This window comes from Lentibacillus amyloliquefaciens, assembly GCF_001307805.1.
In the GTDB taxonomy this organism is placed as follows: domain Bacteria; phylum Bacillota; class Bacilli; order Bacillales; family Amphibacillaceae; genus Lentibacillus; species Lentibacillus amyloliquefaciens.
The window spans coordinates 3,673,087-3,688,475 of the sequence record NZ_CP013862.1; the positions used below are offsets into that span (position 1 = coordinate 3,673,087).

14 protein-coding genes and 2 pseudogenes are annotated in these 15,389 nt (G+C 42.6%); 15 read left to right on the forward strand and 1 reads right to left on the reverse strand.

Annotated elements, in window-relative coordinates:
• The first annotated feature begins 217 nt into the window (after positions 1–217).
• From AOX59_RS18080 to AOX59_RS18135, 13 genes and pseudogenes are all read left to right on the forward strand, one after another.
• A complete protein-coding gene (locus tag AOX59_RS18080; RefSeq protein ID WP_068447694.1) occupies positions 218–1,111 on the forward strand; it encodes a carbohydrate ABC transporter permease in 894 nt (297 codons plus the stop codon).
• Between the two features lie 19 nt (positions 1,112–1,130).
• Positions 1,131–1,973 (forward strand): carbohydrate ABC transporter permease, encoded by an 843-nt coding sequence (locus tag AOX59_RS18085; protein WP_068447696.1) that lies wholly within the window; start codon positions 1,131–1,133, stop codon positions 1,971–1,973.
• A 191-nt stretch (positions 1,974–2,164) separates the two neighbouring features.
• Positions 2,165–2,407, forward strand: a pseudogene (locus AOX59_RS18090) (DUF2397 family protein); the annotation flags it as partial.
• A gap of 31 nt (positions 2,408–2,438) precedes the next feature.
• Positions 2,439–2,603: a hypothetical protein gene (locus tag AOX59_RS19375; RefSeq protein WP_082684261.1), complete on the forward strand. Its 165-nt coding sequence runs from the start codon at positions 2,439–2,441 to the stop codon at positions 2,601–2,603.
• A gap of 255 nt (positions 2,604–2,858) precedes the next feature.
• Positions 2,859–3,065: a hypothetical protein gene (locus tag AOX59_RS18095; RefSeq protein WP_068447700.1), complete on the forward strand. Its 207-nt coding sequence runs from the start codon at positions 2,859–2,861 to the stop codon at positions 3,063–3,065.
• A 182-nt stretch (positions 3,066–3,247) separates the two neighbouring features.
• Complete coding sequence (fabI, locus tag AOX59_RS18100; protein WP_068447702.1) at positions 3,248–4,027, forward strand: enoyl-ACP reductase FabI; 780 nt, start codon at positions 3,248–3,250, stop codon at positions 4,025–4,027.
• 214 nt (positions 4,028–4,241) lie between these two features.
• Entirely contained in the window at positions 4,242–4,496 is a 255-nt protein-coding gene (locus AOX59_RS18105; RefSeq protein WP_169792837.1) for a putative holin-like toxin, read from the forward strand.
• A gap of 265 nt (positions 4,497–4,761) precedes the next feature.
• A complete protein-coding gene (locus AOX59_RS18110; protein ID WP_068447705.1) occupies positions 4,762–5,070 on the forward strand; it encodes a hypothetical protein in 309 nt (102 codons plus the stop codon).
• 405 nt (positions 5,071–5,475) lie between these two features.
• Positions 5,476–6,177 (forward strand): hypothetical protein, encoded by a 702-nt coding sequence (locus AOX59_RS18115; RefSeq protein ID WP_068447706.1) that lies wholly within the window; start codon positions 5,476–5,478, stop codon positions 6,175–6,177.
• A 33-nt stretch (positions 6,178–6,210) separates the two neighbouring features.
• A complete protein-coding gene (locus AOX59_RS18120; protein WP_068447708.1) occupies positions 6,211–6,915 on the forward strand; it encodes an OmpA family protein in 705 nt (234 codons plus the stop codon).
• 710 nt (positions 6,916–7,625) lie between these two features.
• Positions 7,626–9,064: pseudogene (locus AOX59_RS18125) on the forward strand (DHA2 family efflux MFS transporter permease subunit).
• Between the two features lie 450 nt (positions 9,065–9,514).
• Positions 9,515–10,717: a CynX/NimT family MFS transporter gene (locus AOX59_RS18130; RefSeq protein WP_068447710.1), complete on the forward strand. Its 1,203-nt coding sequence runs from the start codon at positions 9,515–9,517 to the stop codon at positions 10,715–10,717.
• An 81-nt stretch (positions 10,718–10,798) separates the two neighbouring features.
• The gene (locus tag AOX59_RS18135; RefSeq protein ID WP_068447713.1) at positions 10,799–11,983 is read left to right on the forward strand and encodes an MFS transporter; all 1,185 of its coding nucleotides are present in this window, start codon (positions 10,799–10,801) and stop codon (positions 11,981–11,983) included.
• Positions 11,984–12,039: 56 nt separating this feature from the next.
• On the opposite strand, the gene AOX59_RS18140 is transcribed toward AOX59_RS18135, so the two are convergent.
• Positions 12,040–13,704 carry an SLC13 family permease gene (locus AOX59_RS18140; protein ID WP_068447715.1) on the reverse strand — a complete coding sequence of 555 codons (1,665 nt, stop codon included), beginning with the start codon at positions 13,702–13,704 and terminating at the stop codon, positions 12,040–12,042.
• 166 nt (positions 13,705–13,870) lie between these two features.
• Between AOX59_RS18140 and pxpB the strand changes: the two genes are divergently transcribed.
• Both pxpB and AOX59_RS18150 read left to right on the forward strand, forming a co-directional pair.
• Entirely contained in the window at positions 13,871–14,605 is a 735-nt protein-coding gene (gene pxpB / locus AOX59_RS18145) for a 5-oxoprolinase subunit PxpB (RefSeq protein ID WP_068447719.1), read from the forward strand.
• A complete protein-coding gene (locus AOX59_RS18150; protein WP_068447721.1) occupies positions 14,589–15,371 on the forward strand; it encodes a LamB/YcsF family protein in 783 nt (260 codons plus the stop codon). The genes pxpB and AOX59_RS18150 overlap by 17 nt, the downstream gene beginning before the upstream one ends.
• Positions 15,372–15,389: the final 18 nt, after the last annotated feature.

The window sequence follows — 15,389 nt, forward strand, 5'->3', positions numbered from 1 at the left end:
TAGTCTATATAAGTCGCTGCGGAAATATACTTCGCTTTCCGCGGGCGGCTGGTGAGCCTCCTCGTGCATACGCACTGCGGGGGTCTCACCAATGCCTTTTCTCCCGCAGGAGTCTTCGTATATTTCCTACGCTCAAGGAGTGTATTGTGTCTCATTAGAGTTGGCCGTTTTAAATATGTTCCAGTGCCACCCTTATTTAATTGGAAAGAGTGATTGAATGGTACAATCTAAAAAACAAAAATACCTATTTTTAGCATTTTGCCTGGTTCCTACATTTATTATGTTCAGCATTTTTACTCTTTACCCATTGTTCAGCGGGCTGTATTATTCCTTTTTCGAAATGTCAGGTGCTTCACAGGCAAAAGAATTTGTAGGTTTTGATAATTACAAACAACTATTCAATGATGAGATTGTTCCTGCAACCATCTGGCATGATTATTTCCTTGTTATTACAAAAGTAATCGGAATTATGATTATGGCAATGTTTATAGCAGTGGCACTGACACAGTTAAAAATTAAGGAAGCACCATTTTATAGGATTATCTTTTTCTTCCCGAATATTATGTCTGTCGTTGTCATTGGTATTTTATGGGCATTTATTTACAATCCTGATTTGGGTTTGGTCAATTCAGCACTTGAATTTCTTGGCCTGGAAAATTGGACAAGAGCATGGCTGGGGAATGAAAACTGGGCATTGACAAGTCTTGTCTTACCGTCGATTTGGGCTGGTATCGGTCTCTTCATGCTGCTGTTAATGGGGGGGATTGCCAACATCTCCAAAAGTTATTATGAAGCGGCGCGGATTGACGGGGCAAATGAATGGCAGCAGTTTTGGAAAGTCACGTTACCGCTTGTATGGCCTCAAATTAAAATTTCTATCCTGTATATCGTGATTACAACGTTAAACGGCTCCTTTATCATTGTTCAAGTTATGACCGGAGGCGGCCCGAATAACGCAACACATGTAATGGGGTCGTATTTGTATCAGCAGGCATTTCAGCAGTACAACTTCGGATATGGTGCAACAATTGGTGTCATGATTCTGGTGTTTTCACTGATAACCGTATTGTTCCTGCAACTGCTGCTGCGCCGGGACAAGGTGGAATATTAATGATAGAGGATGAGACGCCATGAAACGAAGTGTAGGTCAAATGATATCAAGATTCGGCATTCGGATTCCATTGATACTGTGGTCAATCGCGGTGCTGTACCCAATTATTTGGATGTTCATCGGTTCGTTCAAATCGAACGCTGAAATATATGCCAACCCGTGGGGATTTCCGGAAACCTGGAATTTCCAGAATTTCATCACAGCATGGTCGGAATATAATATTGACACGAGTGTGTTTAATAGTTTAATAGTTACAGTAGTCGGTGCCGCATTGACGCTCGTTCTGGCAATTCCGACCTCATATGCTCTTGAGCGGATGCGCTTTAAAGGTAGTAATTTCCTGTTTACGTTATATGTTTCAGCGATGATGATTCCGATGGTGCTTGGCTGGATTCCTTTATTCTTCCTCCTTGGGCAGTTTAATCTTCTGGATAATATATTCGGCCTTGCGATCGTGTATGCCATCAGCCAGTTGCCGTTTTCGATTTTCGTGCTCACCAGTTTTATCAGTACGATACCAAAATCGCTCGAAGAATCAGCGGCTATGGACGGCATGTCACCGTATGGGGTGCTGTGGAAAATCATTACACCGCTTTCCATGTCCGGTATCATAACCGTGACGATCATGAACGCGATTCAGTTCTGGAACGAATATTTTATGGCATTAATCTTTCTGCAAAGTGAGGAAAATTATACACTGGCACTTGCGATTGATTTTATCAGCAGTGAAGCACAGTATACAAACGCATGGGGAACATTATTTGCAAGTCTCGTATTTGCGATTGTTCCGGTCATTATTTTGTATTCAATTTTCCAGCAGCGGATTGCAAAAGGTATGACAGAAGGTGCCATCAAAGGTTAATCAATAACGAATTTAAAAGGGTGTCCAGGCATTATTACGACTGGGCATCCTTTTTTTGTTTGAATTATTGCCGTTTGATTAAGTGATGTTCATAGCCCATAACATGAAAAAACTTACTCGAATTGGCGAAACTAGACAGATAAAGGCGGCGGACGTACAATAAAAAAAGTCGAAAAATGCGAGTGATAAACATGCAGATACAGCCTTTTAAAAAAGTGCAGGAAGCCTCCTATCTAACAGCGAATAAAGCCTGGAGCTACCGGGCCATCCTACGTTATTTTTATATACAGCATGAGCGGATGCGTGAGTTTCTTTTTCCCGAAGAGATTTTAGCACACCTGAAGGATCTGGACGGCTTTCAGGAATATACGGAAGATCAGCTGCATCAGGATCTTGATCAGCTAGTGAAATGGAATACATCGTCTGCTGGACAGGTTTTCGGAAGACTATGTGAAATTGTGGCATATGGATACTGACAGCTATACGGTGAAGGAACTCTCTGAGGAGCGGCTTGAAAAACTTAATCGAATAAACCATGCGGATTTGCTGGAAGTTGCCGATGCTATGCGCAAGAAAGGTAAAGCCGGTTATCAGGAAGCACTGGTAGGACGCATGATAGAAAACATTTAAAATGAAGCAAATTGGCGAAATGGCTTGTTTCATAGTGGAAATTCTAATTGGTTTTAGAATAATTAACTTTTTACAGCCTGTTTCCAATGGTAATTTCATATTATCTCCATTTGTTGGTTTTGAGTGGTGATGAGATGATAAAGTGAATCGTTAGATAAACGAATCGGACATTTAGGGACAGTTAACCGCCGTTCCTGGGCGGGTTACTGTCCATTACATGCGGGATAAATCTATCAAAAGATGGAGGCCAATGAAATGAGCGAAGTGACAATGCAGGACCTGTTCGTTGCGATTCAGGAAGTGTCAAAGGACGTTGGCGAAGTTAAGGAAAGTTTGAGCAAATTAGATGGTAGAGTGGAAAATCTGGAAAATAGAATGGAAAGTTTGGAAAATAGGACTAGCAATATAGAGACAGAAATGAAAAAGATGGGCAACGATGTGCGCAACTGGATTATAAGCTGAACGATTATAATAATGAGCTGCTGGATACCAGAGCACGTGTTACAATGCTGGGGAAAGAGGCAGGAATCGAATAACAAAGCTTGCAGCAGGCAGGCTTTATTTTTTTATTCCCATTTAAAACCTGGTCCTAATTGTGCTACATTATAATTATAAAACATATCCCTTAAATTGGAGGTACATATATGACTGCACTATTAAAAGATAAAAATATTGTTGTGATGGGAGTGGCAAATAATCGGAGTATCGCTTGGGGAATTACGAGGTCACTTTATAATGCCGGTGCGAATTTGATTTTCACTTATCGTCAGGAGCGTTCCAAACAAAAACTGGAAAAGCTGTTGGAGAAAAACGGGATCGAAGCCAAGTTAATCGTATCCTGTGATGTAGAAAATGATGAAAGCATCAAGCAAGCATTTCAGGAAGTTGGTGATCAGGCCGATATAATTCATGGACTTGTTCATTCAGTTGCATTCGCGAATACGGATGAATTGAAAGGCGATTATGCTGACACGTCGCGTGAAGGATATCTGACAGCACAAAATATCAGTGCCTACTCACTGGCTGCGGTCACTCGGGAAGCAAGAAAATTCATGACCGAGGGCGGCGGCATCGTTACACAAACGTACCTTGGGGCAGAACGTGTTGTGCCGAATTATAATGTAATGGGGGTAGCCAAAGCAGCGCTTGAAGCAAGCGTGCGTTACCTTGCTGAAGATGTCGGGAAAGACGGCATTCGTGTCAATGCGGTCTCAGCGGGTCCAATTCGAACCTTATCAGCAAAGGGTGTTTCCGGTTTTAATGATAAGATGTCGGTTGTTGAAGAAAAAGCACCGCTTCGCCGCCAGGTTGATCAGGACCAAGTCGGTGATGCAACTCTGTTTTTACTGAGCGATTTGGCACGGGGCGTTACAGGCGAAGTGCTTCACGTTGATTCCGGCTTTCACATTGTAGCAGGCGGATAACTTACCCTTTAATAATAAACGAGCATTCTTACAGTGGATGCTCGTTTTTTTCATTTCCTCAGCCTGCTGAGAGGAGGGCGCTAGTGTTTTTGAACGTTTTATCCCCTAAATGAATTACAAGCCCCCTCATCCCGATGCATATATTACATCATACAAACATACAATTCATTTCCTTTATACCCGCTAGTGACCGCAGCATCAAAAATTCTAACAAATGAAAATGATTCTAAAGGCTGAGCAAAATATGAACGGAATGAAAACAAACATTTGTTCGCATTTTTGGGTTATTTTGTGCTATACTACCAACCAAGGGCTGTTCTTTCAGACGGGCACTGCGGCTGACATATCTCTGCTGTTAAAGGGGGTGAGGCTTTTGGGTATGTTTGAAGTGTTTATGGTACTGATTGGTTTCGGTACCTTGTTAGTTGGATTGTTGGCGTTAATCGTGGAAATGATTAACAGAAAATAGACCTCTCGAAACCCTGCAACGGAATAAAAGAGAGGTCTATTCATGAAAAGCCGAACCACTGAAGGAACAGCTTAACCGACCACAGTATCTGCTGTGGTCTTATTACTATATGCAAAACTTTTCCTACATTATACCTAGAATTGATGGCTATGAAAAGAAAAAAGACTCGTGAATAAGCTTAAAAGCCATTTTAACGAAAATGCTTGAATAGGATAATTTGATACAATGTATTAAACTTAGAGTATATAAACTGTGGGGGTTCCTTATGAATGAAATTATGTGGGTCGATTTTATATTTCAGTTAATTTTTCTTATTATTTTAGCAGCAATCGTTGCATTAATTGTGTTAGCGATTCGTGCACTTTCAAAGCGATCAAAACAAATGGATACATTTGTAACAAATATTATTATCACTATAGTGATTTTATTGGCACTTTGGTTTGCTCTTGATTTTATAGGCGTAAATGCATCATACCTAGTTCCAAAATTAATAGAGTGGGCTACGAAGTTTATTTTTCCTTGGGTGGTATTATATTGGTTTATAAGACTTACTAAAAGTTTGGAGAAAAGATAAGGTTTATTCTTCAGGTAATGGTTGCGCTAATCTAATAGTGTGACCCGCTAAATAGGGCCATTTAATCGGTGCGAAACGTTCCTGACTCAAATGAAATGTGGGCAGGTCACACAATTTTGGTAAAGCTCAGGCAGTTTAATTTTCTAATACTGAAGGGTTATGTCGAGGAGTCGAATGAGGAAGAGTAACGTTCTGAAAGGCGGTCTTTGCGTCGAATAGCACGCTGCTTAGTAAGAAATAGTATGTGAACTAAACGCTAATGGAAGTTAATTTCTTCTTGCGTTAACTGGCGCGTTCGTTGCATAGCATATCAAAAGAAAAAATGAATAAAGCTTTATTTTTTCGACAAATGAGCAAAATTGATGTATAAGAGTAATATATTAACCAAAAAATAGGAGGATTTTTATGCCAAAACGTATTTTTCTGTTATGTTTAACATTCATTTTTACATTATCTGTCGCTGTTGCCTGTAGCAATCAAAGTAATGAAAATGATGCACAAAATAACGGAGAGGAATCAGCTCAATCGAAAGAAGATGAAAATGAGGTGAGTAATCAAGATAATGACGGGAATGAGTCAAATTCAAATGACGCACAGAATGACGATGATGAAACTGACTCTGTATTAAATGACGACCAAAGTTCAAATGATCAAACAAATGATGATAACGAACAATCAAGCTCTTCTGACGATAGTGCTTCTGCAAATGACAATAATCTACCTGAGATCATTGAAATAGATGAACAAATTCAACACGAGGAAGGTGTTACTTTTACGCTTGAGCAAATCGCCTTTAAAGAAGACCATATTTCAGTAGATTTTAATGCCGAGAATCATTCTGGATTTTCCCAATATCTAGCGAGTGCAGGCAGAGCAAAAAGTTCCGATTTAGGCGGTATCACGTTGCAGGATGATACAGGTTATGACTATAGATATGTTGCTGATGAAGACACAGATAGAATACAGCTTGAGGATCAAGAAAAAGTTACTGGAACTGTTAGTTTTGCGGGAAGAATTCAAGACGATGCCAAATCATTAACGTTAAGATTTAATCCTGATAATGTAGAACCTCAATTTAATTTTGAAGATATTGAAATTGAATGGTAGTAACTAATTCATATGTGGAGAGGAGTATCCTCATTGCATTCCATTTATAAAAAGATTAATTTAAGTTTTGTTCTTATTGTATGTGTGATATTTTTTTCGGCTTGTACGAATGCTGGAGAAAATAATCATGAATCAACGAATGAGCAGGATACAGCAAACGATGAAAATGATGCGGCAACGGTTGACAACATAGAGAATGACGAAAACGATTCTGGTCAGGAAGAAAATATACCGAAGTCGGAATTTAATATAACGCAAATGTCAATAGGGTCCATTTTTTTCAAAAGTAGCATGGATATTGATTCCAGTATTGAAAAAGAAGTGATGGAGACGTTGACGGAATTTAATGCCGTGGGAACGGAGGATGGTGCAAAGTTAACGCTGCCTGAAGATATTTTGTTCGATTTTGATTCGAGTGAATTACGTTCTGAAGCTGATGAAGTTATTGGACAACTCGTGCAAGTGATAGAGACAACCGATGATGATGAAGTAACAATCGTTGGACATACAGACAGTAAAGGTGAAGATAGCTATAACCAAGAACTGTCCGAGGACCGGGCGAATGCTGTTCTTGACGCATTAGCCGACAAAGGGGTTGAAGAGGGACGTATGACCGCTGAAGGAAAAGGTGCTTCAGAACCAATTGCTCAAAATACAAATAATGATGGTTCCGATAACCCTGAAGGTAGACAGAAAAACCGTCGAGTAGAAGTGACCGTCCATGGTTTTAATCAATGATATCACAATGTTTAAAGGGATCTTTATCATGAGTTAAATGCCAAAAAAGTCACAGAGTTTATTTGGCAAATAAAAAATGTATGTAATGGCAATTTATATAGATTGTCCCCACTCATAGGTTGGGGGATGGCTGCCGGTAAATGTCCGATTCGTTCATCTAACAATCAGTGGGGGAAGAAAGAAAACTCCCACTGCTTGAAGATTCACTTTATTTTTTGTGACTTATGGAAAGTATTACTCCTCCAACTGTTAAGAGTTAGACTATTATTTCAATATCCTGGTCGATATGTGCAAGGGGAAGGTGTCATTTTCCGAAACTATTCCGTCAACACTTCTGCATGCGTCAATGACAGGTCATGAAGGTTGAAGTACAGGTGGAGTTGGCAAAACGAAGGCTGGAGCTACTCCTTTTGGAAAAGGTATGATTTAATAATTGGTTATTCACTATACGAATCAGGCGCACTTCTCGAATAAGCAGGGTACTTCCTTGAAGGACGCTGATTGTGGAAAAAAATATAAAAGCGCGATACATTAGCCATGTCTAATATGTATCGTTTTTTTATGACTTGTTACAGTTTAGGTCTTGATAGGCAAGAAAGGGGGGAGATATGGCAAAGTCGATGAATTAAATGGTTGTAAGCTTTCCTCACACCGAGTATAATTTGACAGTTGAATGATATATTTTATTGAAAGAAGAAGAGGGAATATAAATGACGACGCAACCTTATAACAAAACGTTAATGGCCGCTCTATTGCTCGCGGGTTCATTCATTGCGATTTTAAATCAGACGCTTATGATTACAGCTATTCCTCCAATCATGGATGAAATGAATATTTCAGCTAATACAGCTCAATGGCTGACTACTGTCTTTATGCTTGTCAATGGGGTCATGATCCCTGTCACTGCATTTTTGATCGAACGGTTTACAACACGTCAGCTTTTTATGACGGCAATGAGTGTATTCACGGTCGGAACGATTGTCGGGGGCTTGCCCCGAACTTCAGCATATTGTTAGTAGGAAGAATTATTCAATCAGCCGGAGCCGGGATTATGATGCCACTCATGCAGACGGTTTTCCTGTTAATTTTCCCTGTTAATAAACGAGGAGCAGCGATGGGCTACATTGGACTCGTTATATCGTTTGCGCCAGCTATTGGACCGACTTTGTCCGGTTGGGTGACATCGCATTTGTCTTGGAGGTTTTTATTTTTACTTATTTTACCTTTAGCTATTTTAATTATCTTTATTGCTTATTTCATATTAAGGAATGTTACAGAGCTCACGTATCCGAAACTCGATCTTCCATCGATCATCCTATCTTCCGTCGGCTTTGGCGGACTTCTGTTTGGTTTCTCAAGTGCCGGAAACTATGGATGGGATAGCGGAAGAACCATTGCTATTCTTGCAGTTAGTATCCTTACCCTTGCAGTCTTTATTATGCGGCAATTACGCATGCGGCAACCGATGCTGGAATTCAGGGTATTCAAATACAGCACATTTACGATTACAACCGTAATTGGCATGATCTCGTTCCTTGGGTTGATCGGATCGGAAACCTTAATCCCGCTGTATATGCAGAACATGCGAGATTTCACAGCTATGGAATCCGGACTCGTTCTACTACCCGGCGCTCTTATCTCGGGATTAATGTCTCCGATTACAGGACGAATTTTTGACCGGATTGGAGCTCGCTTGTTAGCAATTGTTGGTTTGACTATTATGACTGGTGCCACCTTGGCCTTTGGCTTCCTGGGTACAACAACGACGCTCACGTTCCTGATTGTCATGTATGCAGTTCGCATGTTTGGCTTCTCGATGGTTATGATGCCTGTAACGACAGCAGGTTTAAATCAATTGCCACAAAAATTGATTCCGCACGGTACGGCTATGAATAATACGATGCGGCAAATCGCAGCATCCGTGGGGACCGCCATCCTTGTTACAATCATGACGATGACGGCACAAAACGCCCAACAAGTCCCAACAATCTCAAACCCTGATATTCACGGCGTAAACGTTGCTTTTCTAGTTATTGCTGTTTTGTCGCTTATTGCGATTATCATATCTATTTTTGTTAAAAGAACCTATCCATCTACTGATGAAGCTGTGCAAACGGAATATCGCAAGAAAAGAGCGGAAAATATGTAAGATAAAAGAAAGGTAAGGTCCTTCAGTTTTCACTGTTCGTCACAGTGGATAAAGGTTTGAAATGGAAATGTTTCGTTTCTTGAAAAAATGATAGAACCAGGTTGTACAGTGGGGAAGCTCCATCAAAATCTTCAATTAGGTGGAGAGATTCACTGAGTGAATTTCCTGGTTAATTAATTTGTTAACAACGGTCTAAAAACCTTACTATTTCACAAGAAAAACATACTGATAATTTTGAGCTTTCTCCACAGTAAGTCAACTACTTGTTTTTCGACAGGTGTCTCTTTTTTTCTTCAGTTGACCGAGTGTGCTATATTAGACATAGATTTTATAGAATATGATAGGAAAAAATTTTCCGATTTGCCTGATGGAAGCAAAAGCTTATAGCTGAAAGATGCAACGATAAGCCAAATTTGCTGATATGCATTGTTTTAGAAGGGATATATGAGGATGGTTAACGATAATTCGAAAAGATTGTACCAATTCCTGCTTGTAGCGGGAATTGTTATTGTTGCATTTAATCTTCGGCCCGCCATTACGTCAGTCGGGCCTGTGATCGGAATTATACGTGATGATATTGGCTTGTCTAACTGGAGTGCGGGCATTCTGACCAGTTTGCCGCTGATTGCATTTGCGCTCACATCACCGCTGGCACCCAGACTGGGGAACCGCTATTCCAATGAACGGATGTTATTAGCAGGTCTTATTCTGCTTTTCTTAGGGATCTCTATCCGTTCCATGTCAATCATGGCTCTTTTGTTTACCGGTACATTACTCGTCGGATTCGGGATCGCCATTTTAAATGTACTCTTGCCGGGTGTGATTAAAGAAAAATTCCCGGCTAAAGTTGGGTTGATGACGAGCGTCTATTCAACATCGATGGGCGTCTTTGCAGCGTCTGCTTCCGGTCTGAGCATCCCGTTTGCTCAAGGGCTTGGTATGGGGTGGCAGCTCGCTTTGTTAGTCTGGGCAATCCCGGCTGTTTTGGGGATCATTGTTTGGGTATATCTTTCCGGAAAAGAAAAATCCCAAGATGACGGCGGGATCAGACTTGCGAGTATGAGCGGCAACAGAATGTGGAAATCACCGCTTGCCTGGCAAGTGGCCTGTTTTATGGGCTTCCAGTCATTCTTGTTTTATGTGACCATCTCATGGCTTCCGGAAATTTTGCATGATAATGGCTTAACGATGGCTGCAGCGGGATGGATGTTGTCGTTTGCTCAGTTTGTGGGGCTCCCGGCCAGTTTCATCGTGCCGGTGGCAGCCGGACGGTTAAAATCACAGCGAGGAATCGTAGTGGTTATGTTTCTCTGTGCATTTGGCGGCTACGGCGGACTGCTGATTAGTGAGTCGTTTCCTGTCATGATGATCAGCACCATCCTTATTGGTATTACATTAAGTGGAACGTTTGCACTGGCACTTGCTTTTCTCGGGATGCGCGCCCGTAATGCCCGCGATGCTGCAGCACTTTCCGGGATGGCTCAGGCTTTTGGTTATACGCTGGCTGCAGTCGGTCCGATGTTTATTGGCTACTTATACGACCTGACCCAGTTATGGACAATACCGCTGATCACGCTGCTCGGTGTAGCCGCTTTGGTGATGGTTTTTGGGATGGGCGCCGGACGTGATATATATGTATTGGATGAAGTTTAAAAAGTTCATTAGCTAAAATAATGAGTTTTGTAACGAGATGTAACTGTAGGTAAAAGTTTTACTTAGATGGATGTGACACATATGGCACAGCGAGAATATTCAATGCGCGATTTTTATTTTTGGCGGATCACGCTTAGTCTGACATTGGCATCTTTTTTTGTGTTTGCCGGGATGTATGCAGTGCAGCCGCTTTTCCCTGTTTTTGTGGAAGAGTTTGACATTTCGGTCTCTGCATCTGGGCTGTCGCTATCTTTGACAATCATAGGTCTGATCGTTGGTCTGATTGTGCTCGGTTTTTGGTCAGACCGGAGCGGACGAACGATTTTTATTAAACTATCACTGGCAGGGGCAACGATTCCTTTTTTGATCATACCGCTCTTTGATTCATTTATGCTGTTGCTCGTATTGCGTTTTTTCCAAGGGATTGCTTTAGCCGGGCTTCCGGCAGCAGCACTCGCTTATTTGAGTGAAGAAATTGATAAGCGGAGCGTCCATGCAGCAATCGCATTTTACATATCCAGCAACGCGCTTGGCGGAATGGTCGGCCGGGTCATGACCGGCTATATGACGGATCATTTTTCCTGGGAGATTGCTTTTTACATTTTGGCTGGTGTGGGGTTTCTCAGTCTTGCTGCAGTGATATTCATGTTGCCGGCCTCTCGCTTTTTTAAGCCGAGCACATTGCCGTTTTCCAGTGATATGAAGGCATTTGCTTATCATTTGAAAAATCCTGCCTTACTATTGTTTTTCGGTCTCGGCATCGTCCTCCAAACGTCATTTACAGGCATGTGGACTTATTTGCCGTTTTATCTTGAGGCGCCGCCATTTTCATTGCCGCTTGAGGTGATTTCATATACGTTTTTTGCCTATGGTCTGGGTGTTGTCGGATCACCGCTTGCAGGCTGGCTTGCAGGACGATTTGGATTGCACCCGGTTCGGATGTCCGGCATATTTGTTATGGTTACCGGCATGTTTGTGACATTGGCACCGGCGTTATGGATGATAGTAGTTGGATTGTGCATAACATGTCTCGGGTTCTTTACCGCTCATTCTTTAACGGCTTCGTCAGTAAGTGAAGAAGTGACAGAACATAAAGGGAGTGCTTCCAGTCTGTATCTGGTTTCGTATTATGTAGGTGTCGCTCTTGGGAGTTCAGCGCTTGCGCCTTTGTGGAACAGTACAGGCTGGGTCGGTTTGATGATTCTGCTCGCATGCATTCCGGCAGTCTACGTCGTAATCATTCGTGTCATCCGGGTGAAACACTAAAATTATCTTTACCAATTAAAAAACAGGAAAACCCTCGGGTCTTCCTGTTTTCTACGTTAATTGTTTTGTATCATTTCCGGCACTTCGGTCAAATCGATTCCCCATGCTATCGGGAGCCAGAAATAAATAGCAAGTGCGGCCAATAAGATTCCAAATAGGTTCAAAGCAATACCGGCTTTGGCCATATCAGGAATCCGTAAATAGCCTGAACCGAACACGACAGCGTTTGGCGGTGTAGCAACAGGCAGCATGAATGCACTGGATGCAGCAACACCCGCAGCGACCATCACAGTAAATGGATGAACACCAAGCGCCATTGCCAGTGACCCCATAATCGGATACATCATATTGGCTGTTGCGGTGTTGGATGTAATCTCTGTCAGGAAAATAACCATACCGGCAACAACGAGCAATACAATAAACAGGTGAACGCCTTCCAGTACTGTAAGCTGATTACCCAGCCATTCGGATAAGCCGGATTCTTGGAACCCGCTTGCAATGGCTAAACCGCCGCCGAACAGCAGCAGAATCCCCCAAGGGAGTTTGACCGCGGAGTTCCAGTCCAATAAATGATCACCTTCCCGGTTTTTGGCCGGAATTATAAACAGAATGATTGCCGCTGTCATGGCGATAATCGCATCGCTGATATTTTCATTTACAAATTCAACGAGGATAAATGAACGGGTGATCCAAGCCAAAGCAGCAATCGTGAAAACAACAAGCACACCTTTTTCCTCAAATGATGCTTTGCCTAAAGCGTCTTTCTGTTCTTGGATAATTTCCCGTCCGCCAGGCAACTGATTGACTTTTTGCGGATAGGCAACTTTTACCAAATAAAACCATATAACAAAAATGAACAACCATGCGACCGGAACACCGAACAGCATCCATCCCGCAAACGAGATTTCAATGCCATACATATTATCGACAGCACCGGCCAGTGCAGTGTTTGGCGGTGTGCCGATCAGCGTCGAAATACCGCCAACTGAAGCAGAATAGGCTATCGCCAGCATGAGAGCCTTACCGAAAGCAAAATTTTCTTTAGATGTATCAATTGTATCGTCATTCTTTAATTGATCAGAAACCTGATAAATGATAGCAAGGCCGATCGGTACCATCATCATGGCGGTTGCCGTATTGGAAATCCACATTGACAGGAACCCGGTTGCCACCATAAAACCGAGAATGATTCGTTCGGTGTTGGTTCCGATAACCGAAATGATTGTCAATGCGATACGTTTGTGCAGATTCCATTTTTCCATAGCCAGGGCAATCATAAACCCGCCCATAAAAAGAAAAACCGTATCATCGCCGTATGATGAGGTTGTCGGCGCAATTTCAAGTCCGCCTGTCAGCGGAAACAGAATAATCGGAAGCAGGGAAGTCGCCGGAATCGGAATAGCCTCGGTCATCCACCATACAGCGATCCATATAGTGCTGGCCAGAACCGCTTGTCCAGCATCTGAAAGTCCCTCCGGCTGGAAAAATAGTAACGTCAATATAAATAAAACAGGACCTAAAATTAATCCAATCAATTGGGCGGTGGAATAAGGGCGTTTATGGTTCGTACCATTTCCATTTCCGCCGCTTGTTTCTTTCGTGCTGTTTGGATTCGTGCTGTCAGAACCAAATTTTGACTCATTTGGCCGCACGAAAAACCTGAGCATCTCTTTTGCCTGGTCGTGTTTGTCCCATAGCCAGTTCCAAGTAGCAGTTATCATACAGCTCCTCCTTTAAAAAAATAATATAAAAAATGAAATCGATAACATTCACCATTATAAATAAACATTCAACACTGGGCAAGCTATTTTGTCTTCTGTCCCACCTGAAAACGTTATGTTAAGCTGTTAATAGAATGCTATATAAACGTCGTTGGAGGCGATATGCATGTCAGTTTACATGCAAGCTGTTGGGGATTTTGCTGTTAAGATTCAGTTTCAGGGAAGCGTGACACCTGCCTTGAACAGGTCAATTCAGTTGTTCTCCCGCAAGCTTGACCACGCCGGGATATATGGAGTTGTGGAATGGGTTCCGGCATATGATTCGATAACCATCTATTATCAACCAAAAAAGATCCGTTATCGTGAACTCTGCAGAGAACTTGACCATGTATTCCGGATAGAGTTGGAAGAAAAAAATATTGGAACACGGCTTATAACCATTCCGGTTGTGTATGGCGGGGAGTATGGCCCTGATTTGAAACGGGTTGCTGCTGTTAATGAATTGTCAGAAGACGGCGTAATAGCGCTTCATACCCAAAATACGTATCTTGTCTATATGCTGGGCTTTTTGCCGGGTTTCCCTTATCTTGGCGGACTTGACAAACGCATTGCCACACCAAGACTTGAAGCGCCGCGTGAGAAAACATCAGCAGGATCAGTCGGCATTGCGCACGAACAAACCGGTGTTTATTCGTTGGAGTCCCCGGGCGGCTGGAATATTATTGGGAAAACGCCAATGAAGCTGTTTGATTTTCAAAAAGAAGATGCATTTTTGTTCAGGCCTGGTGACAAGGTACAATTCTATCAAATTGACGAATGTGAGTATAAGACGATAAAACAAGAACTTGCTGACGGCAGTTTTGAGATGGGGAAGGTGATAAGTGATGACAAAGCGGATTGATTTAAATTGTGATATGGGTGAAAGCTTTGGCATGTATACGTTCGGGGCCGATGAACAGCTTATTGCCTATATCACATCAGCAAACATTGCCTGTGGTGCCCATGCGGGGGAACCTGATGTAATGGACCGGACAGTTCGCCTTGCCAAAGAACATGGTGTACGGGTTGGTGCGCACCCGGGTTTTCCGGACTTAGCCGGTTTCGGCAGGCGGATGATGGATTTTTCACCTGTAGAGGTGTACCGGATGGTGGTTCACCAAATTGGCGGTATTCAAGCATTTTGCAAGGTTCATAATGTCAGGATGCAGCATGTGAAGCCGCATGGCGCACTTTATAATATTGCGGCAAAAAACCGTGATACGGCAGATGCAATTGCCCGGGCTGTACGGGATGTTGATGATGAGTTGGAGCTGTTTGGCCTGGCCGGAAGCGAGCTGTTAGCTGCCGGACGTGGGGCGGGTCTGAGTGTTGCATCAGAAGTATTTGCCGATCGGACATATCAGGCAGATGGCAGTTTAACTCCCCGGAGCCGGCCGGATGCATTGATACGAGATGCTGATGAGGCCGTTCTGCAGGTTGAGCGGATGCTAAACTTAGGAAAAGTCCATGCTGTCACAGGTGAAGAGGTTATGATTGAGGCTGATACGATTTGCCTGCATGGTGACGGCGAACAAGCTGTAGCGTTTGCCGGCAAATTGCGCACAGCGTTAGAACAGAGTGGTGTTGATGTGCAAGCAATCGGAAAGGCTGGCAGCAGGGCAAAATAGCATGTAACCATTGTGAAA

Excerpts from the sequence above, each read along its gene's own strand:
- AOX59_RS18080 (WP_068447694.1), top strand. The coding sequence starts at position 218 with ATGGTACAATCTAAAAAACAAAAATACCTATTTTTAGCATTTTGCCTG.
- AOX59_RS18085 (WP_068447696.1), top strand. The coding sequence starts at position 1,131 with ATGAAACGAAGTGTAGGTCAAATGATATCAAGATTCGGCATTCGGATT.
- AOX59_RS19375 (WP_082684261.1), top strand. The coding sequence starts at position 2,439 with ATGGATACTGACAGCTATACGGTGAAGGAACTCTCTGAGGAGCGGCTT.
- AOX59_RS18095 (WP_068447700.1), top strand. The coding sequence starts at position 2,859 with ATGAGCGAAGTGACAATGCAGGACCTGTTCGTTGCGATTCAGGAAGTG.
- fabI (WP_068447702.1), top strand. The coding sequence starts at position 3,248 with ATGACTGCACTATTAAAAGATAAAAATATTGTTGTGATGGGAGTGGCA.
- AOX59_RS18105 (WP_169792837.1), top strand. The coding sequence starts at position 4,242 with ATGAAAATGATTCTAAAGGCTGAGCAAAATATGAACGGAATGAAAACA.
- AOX59_RS18110 (WP_068447705.1), top strand. The coding sequence starts at position 4,762 with ATGAATGAAATTATGTGGGTCGATTTTATATTTCAGTTAATTTTTCTT.
- AOX59_RS18115 (WP_068447706.1), top strand. The coding sequence starts at position 5,476 with ATGCCAAAACGTATTTTTCTGTTATGTTTAACATTCATTTTTACATTA.
- AOX59_RS18130 (WP_068447710.1), top strand. The coding sequence starts at position 9,515 with ATGGTTAACGATAATTCGAAAAGATTGTACCAATTCCTGCTTGTAGCG.
- AOX59_RS18135 (WP_068447713.1), top strand. The coding sequence starts at position 10,799 with ATGGCACAGCGAGAATATTCAATGCGCGATTTTTATTTTTGGCGGATC.
- AOX59_RS18140 (WP_068447715.1), bottom strand. The coding sequence starts at position 13,704 with ATGATAACTGCTACTTGGAACTGGCTATGGGACAAACACGACCAGGCA.
- pxpB (WP_068447719.1), top strand. The coding sequence starts at position 13,871 with ATGTCAGTTTACATGCAAGCTGTTGGGGATTTTGCTGTTAAGATTCAG.
- AOX59_RS18150 (WP_068447721.1), top strand. The coding sequence starts at position 14,589 with ATGACAAAGCGGATTGATTTAAATTGTGATATGGGTGAAAGCTTTGGC.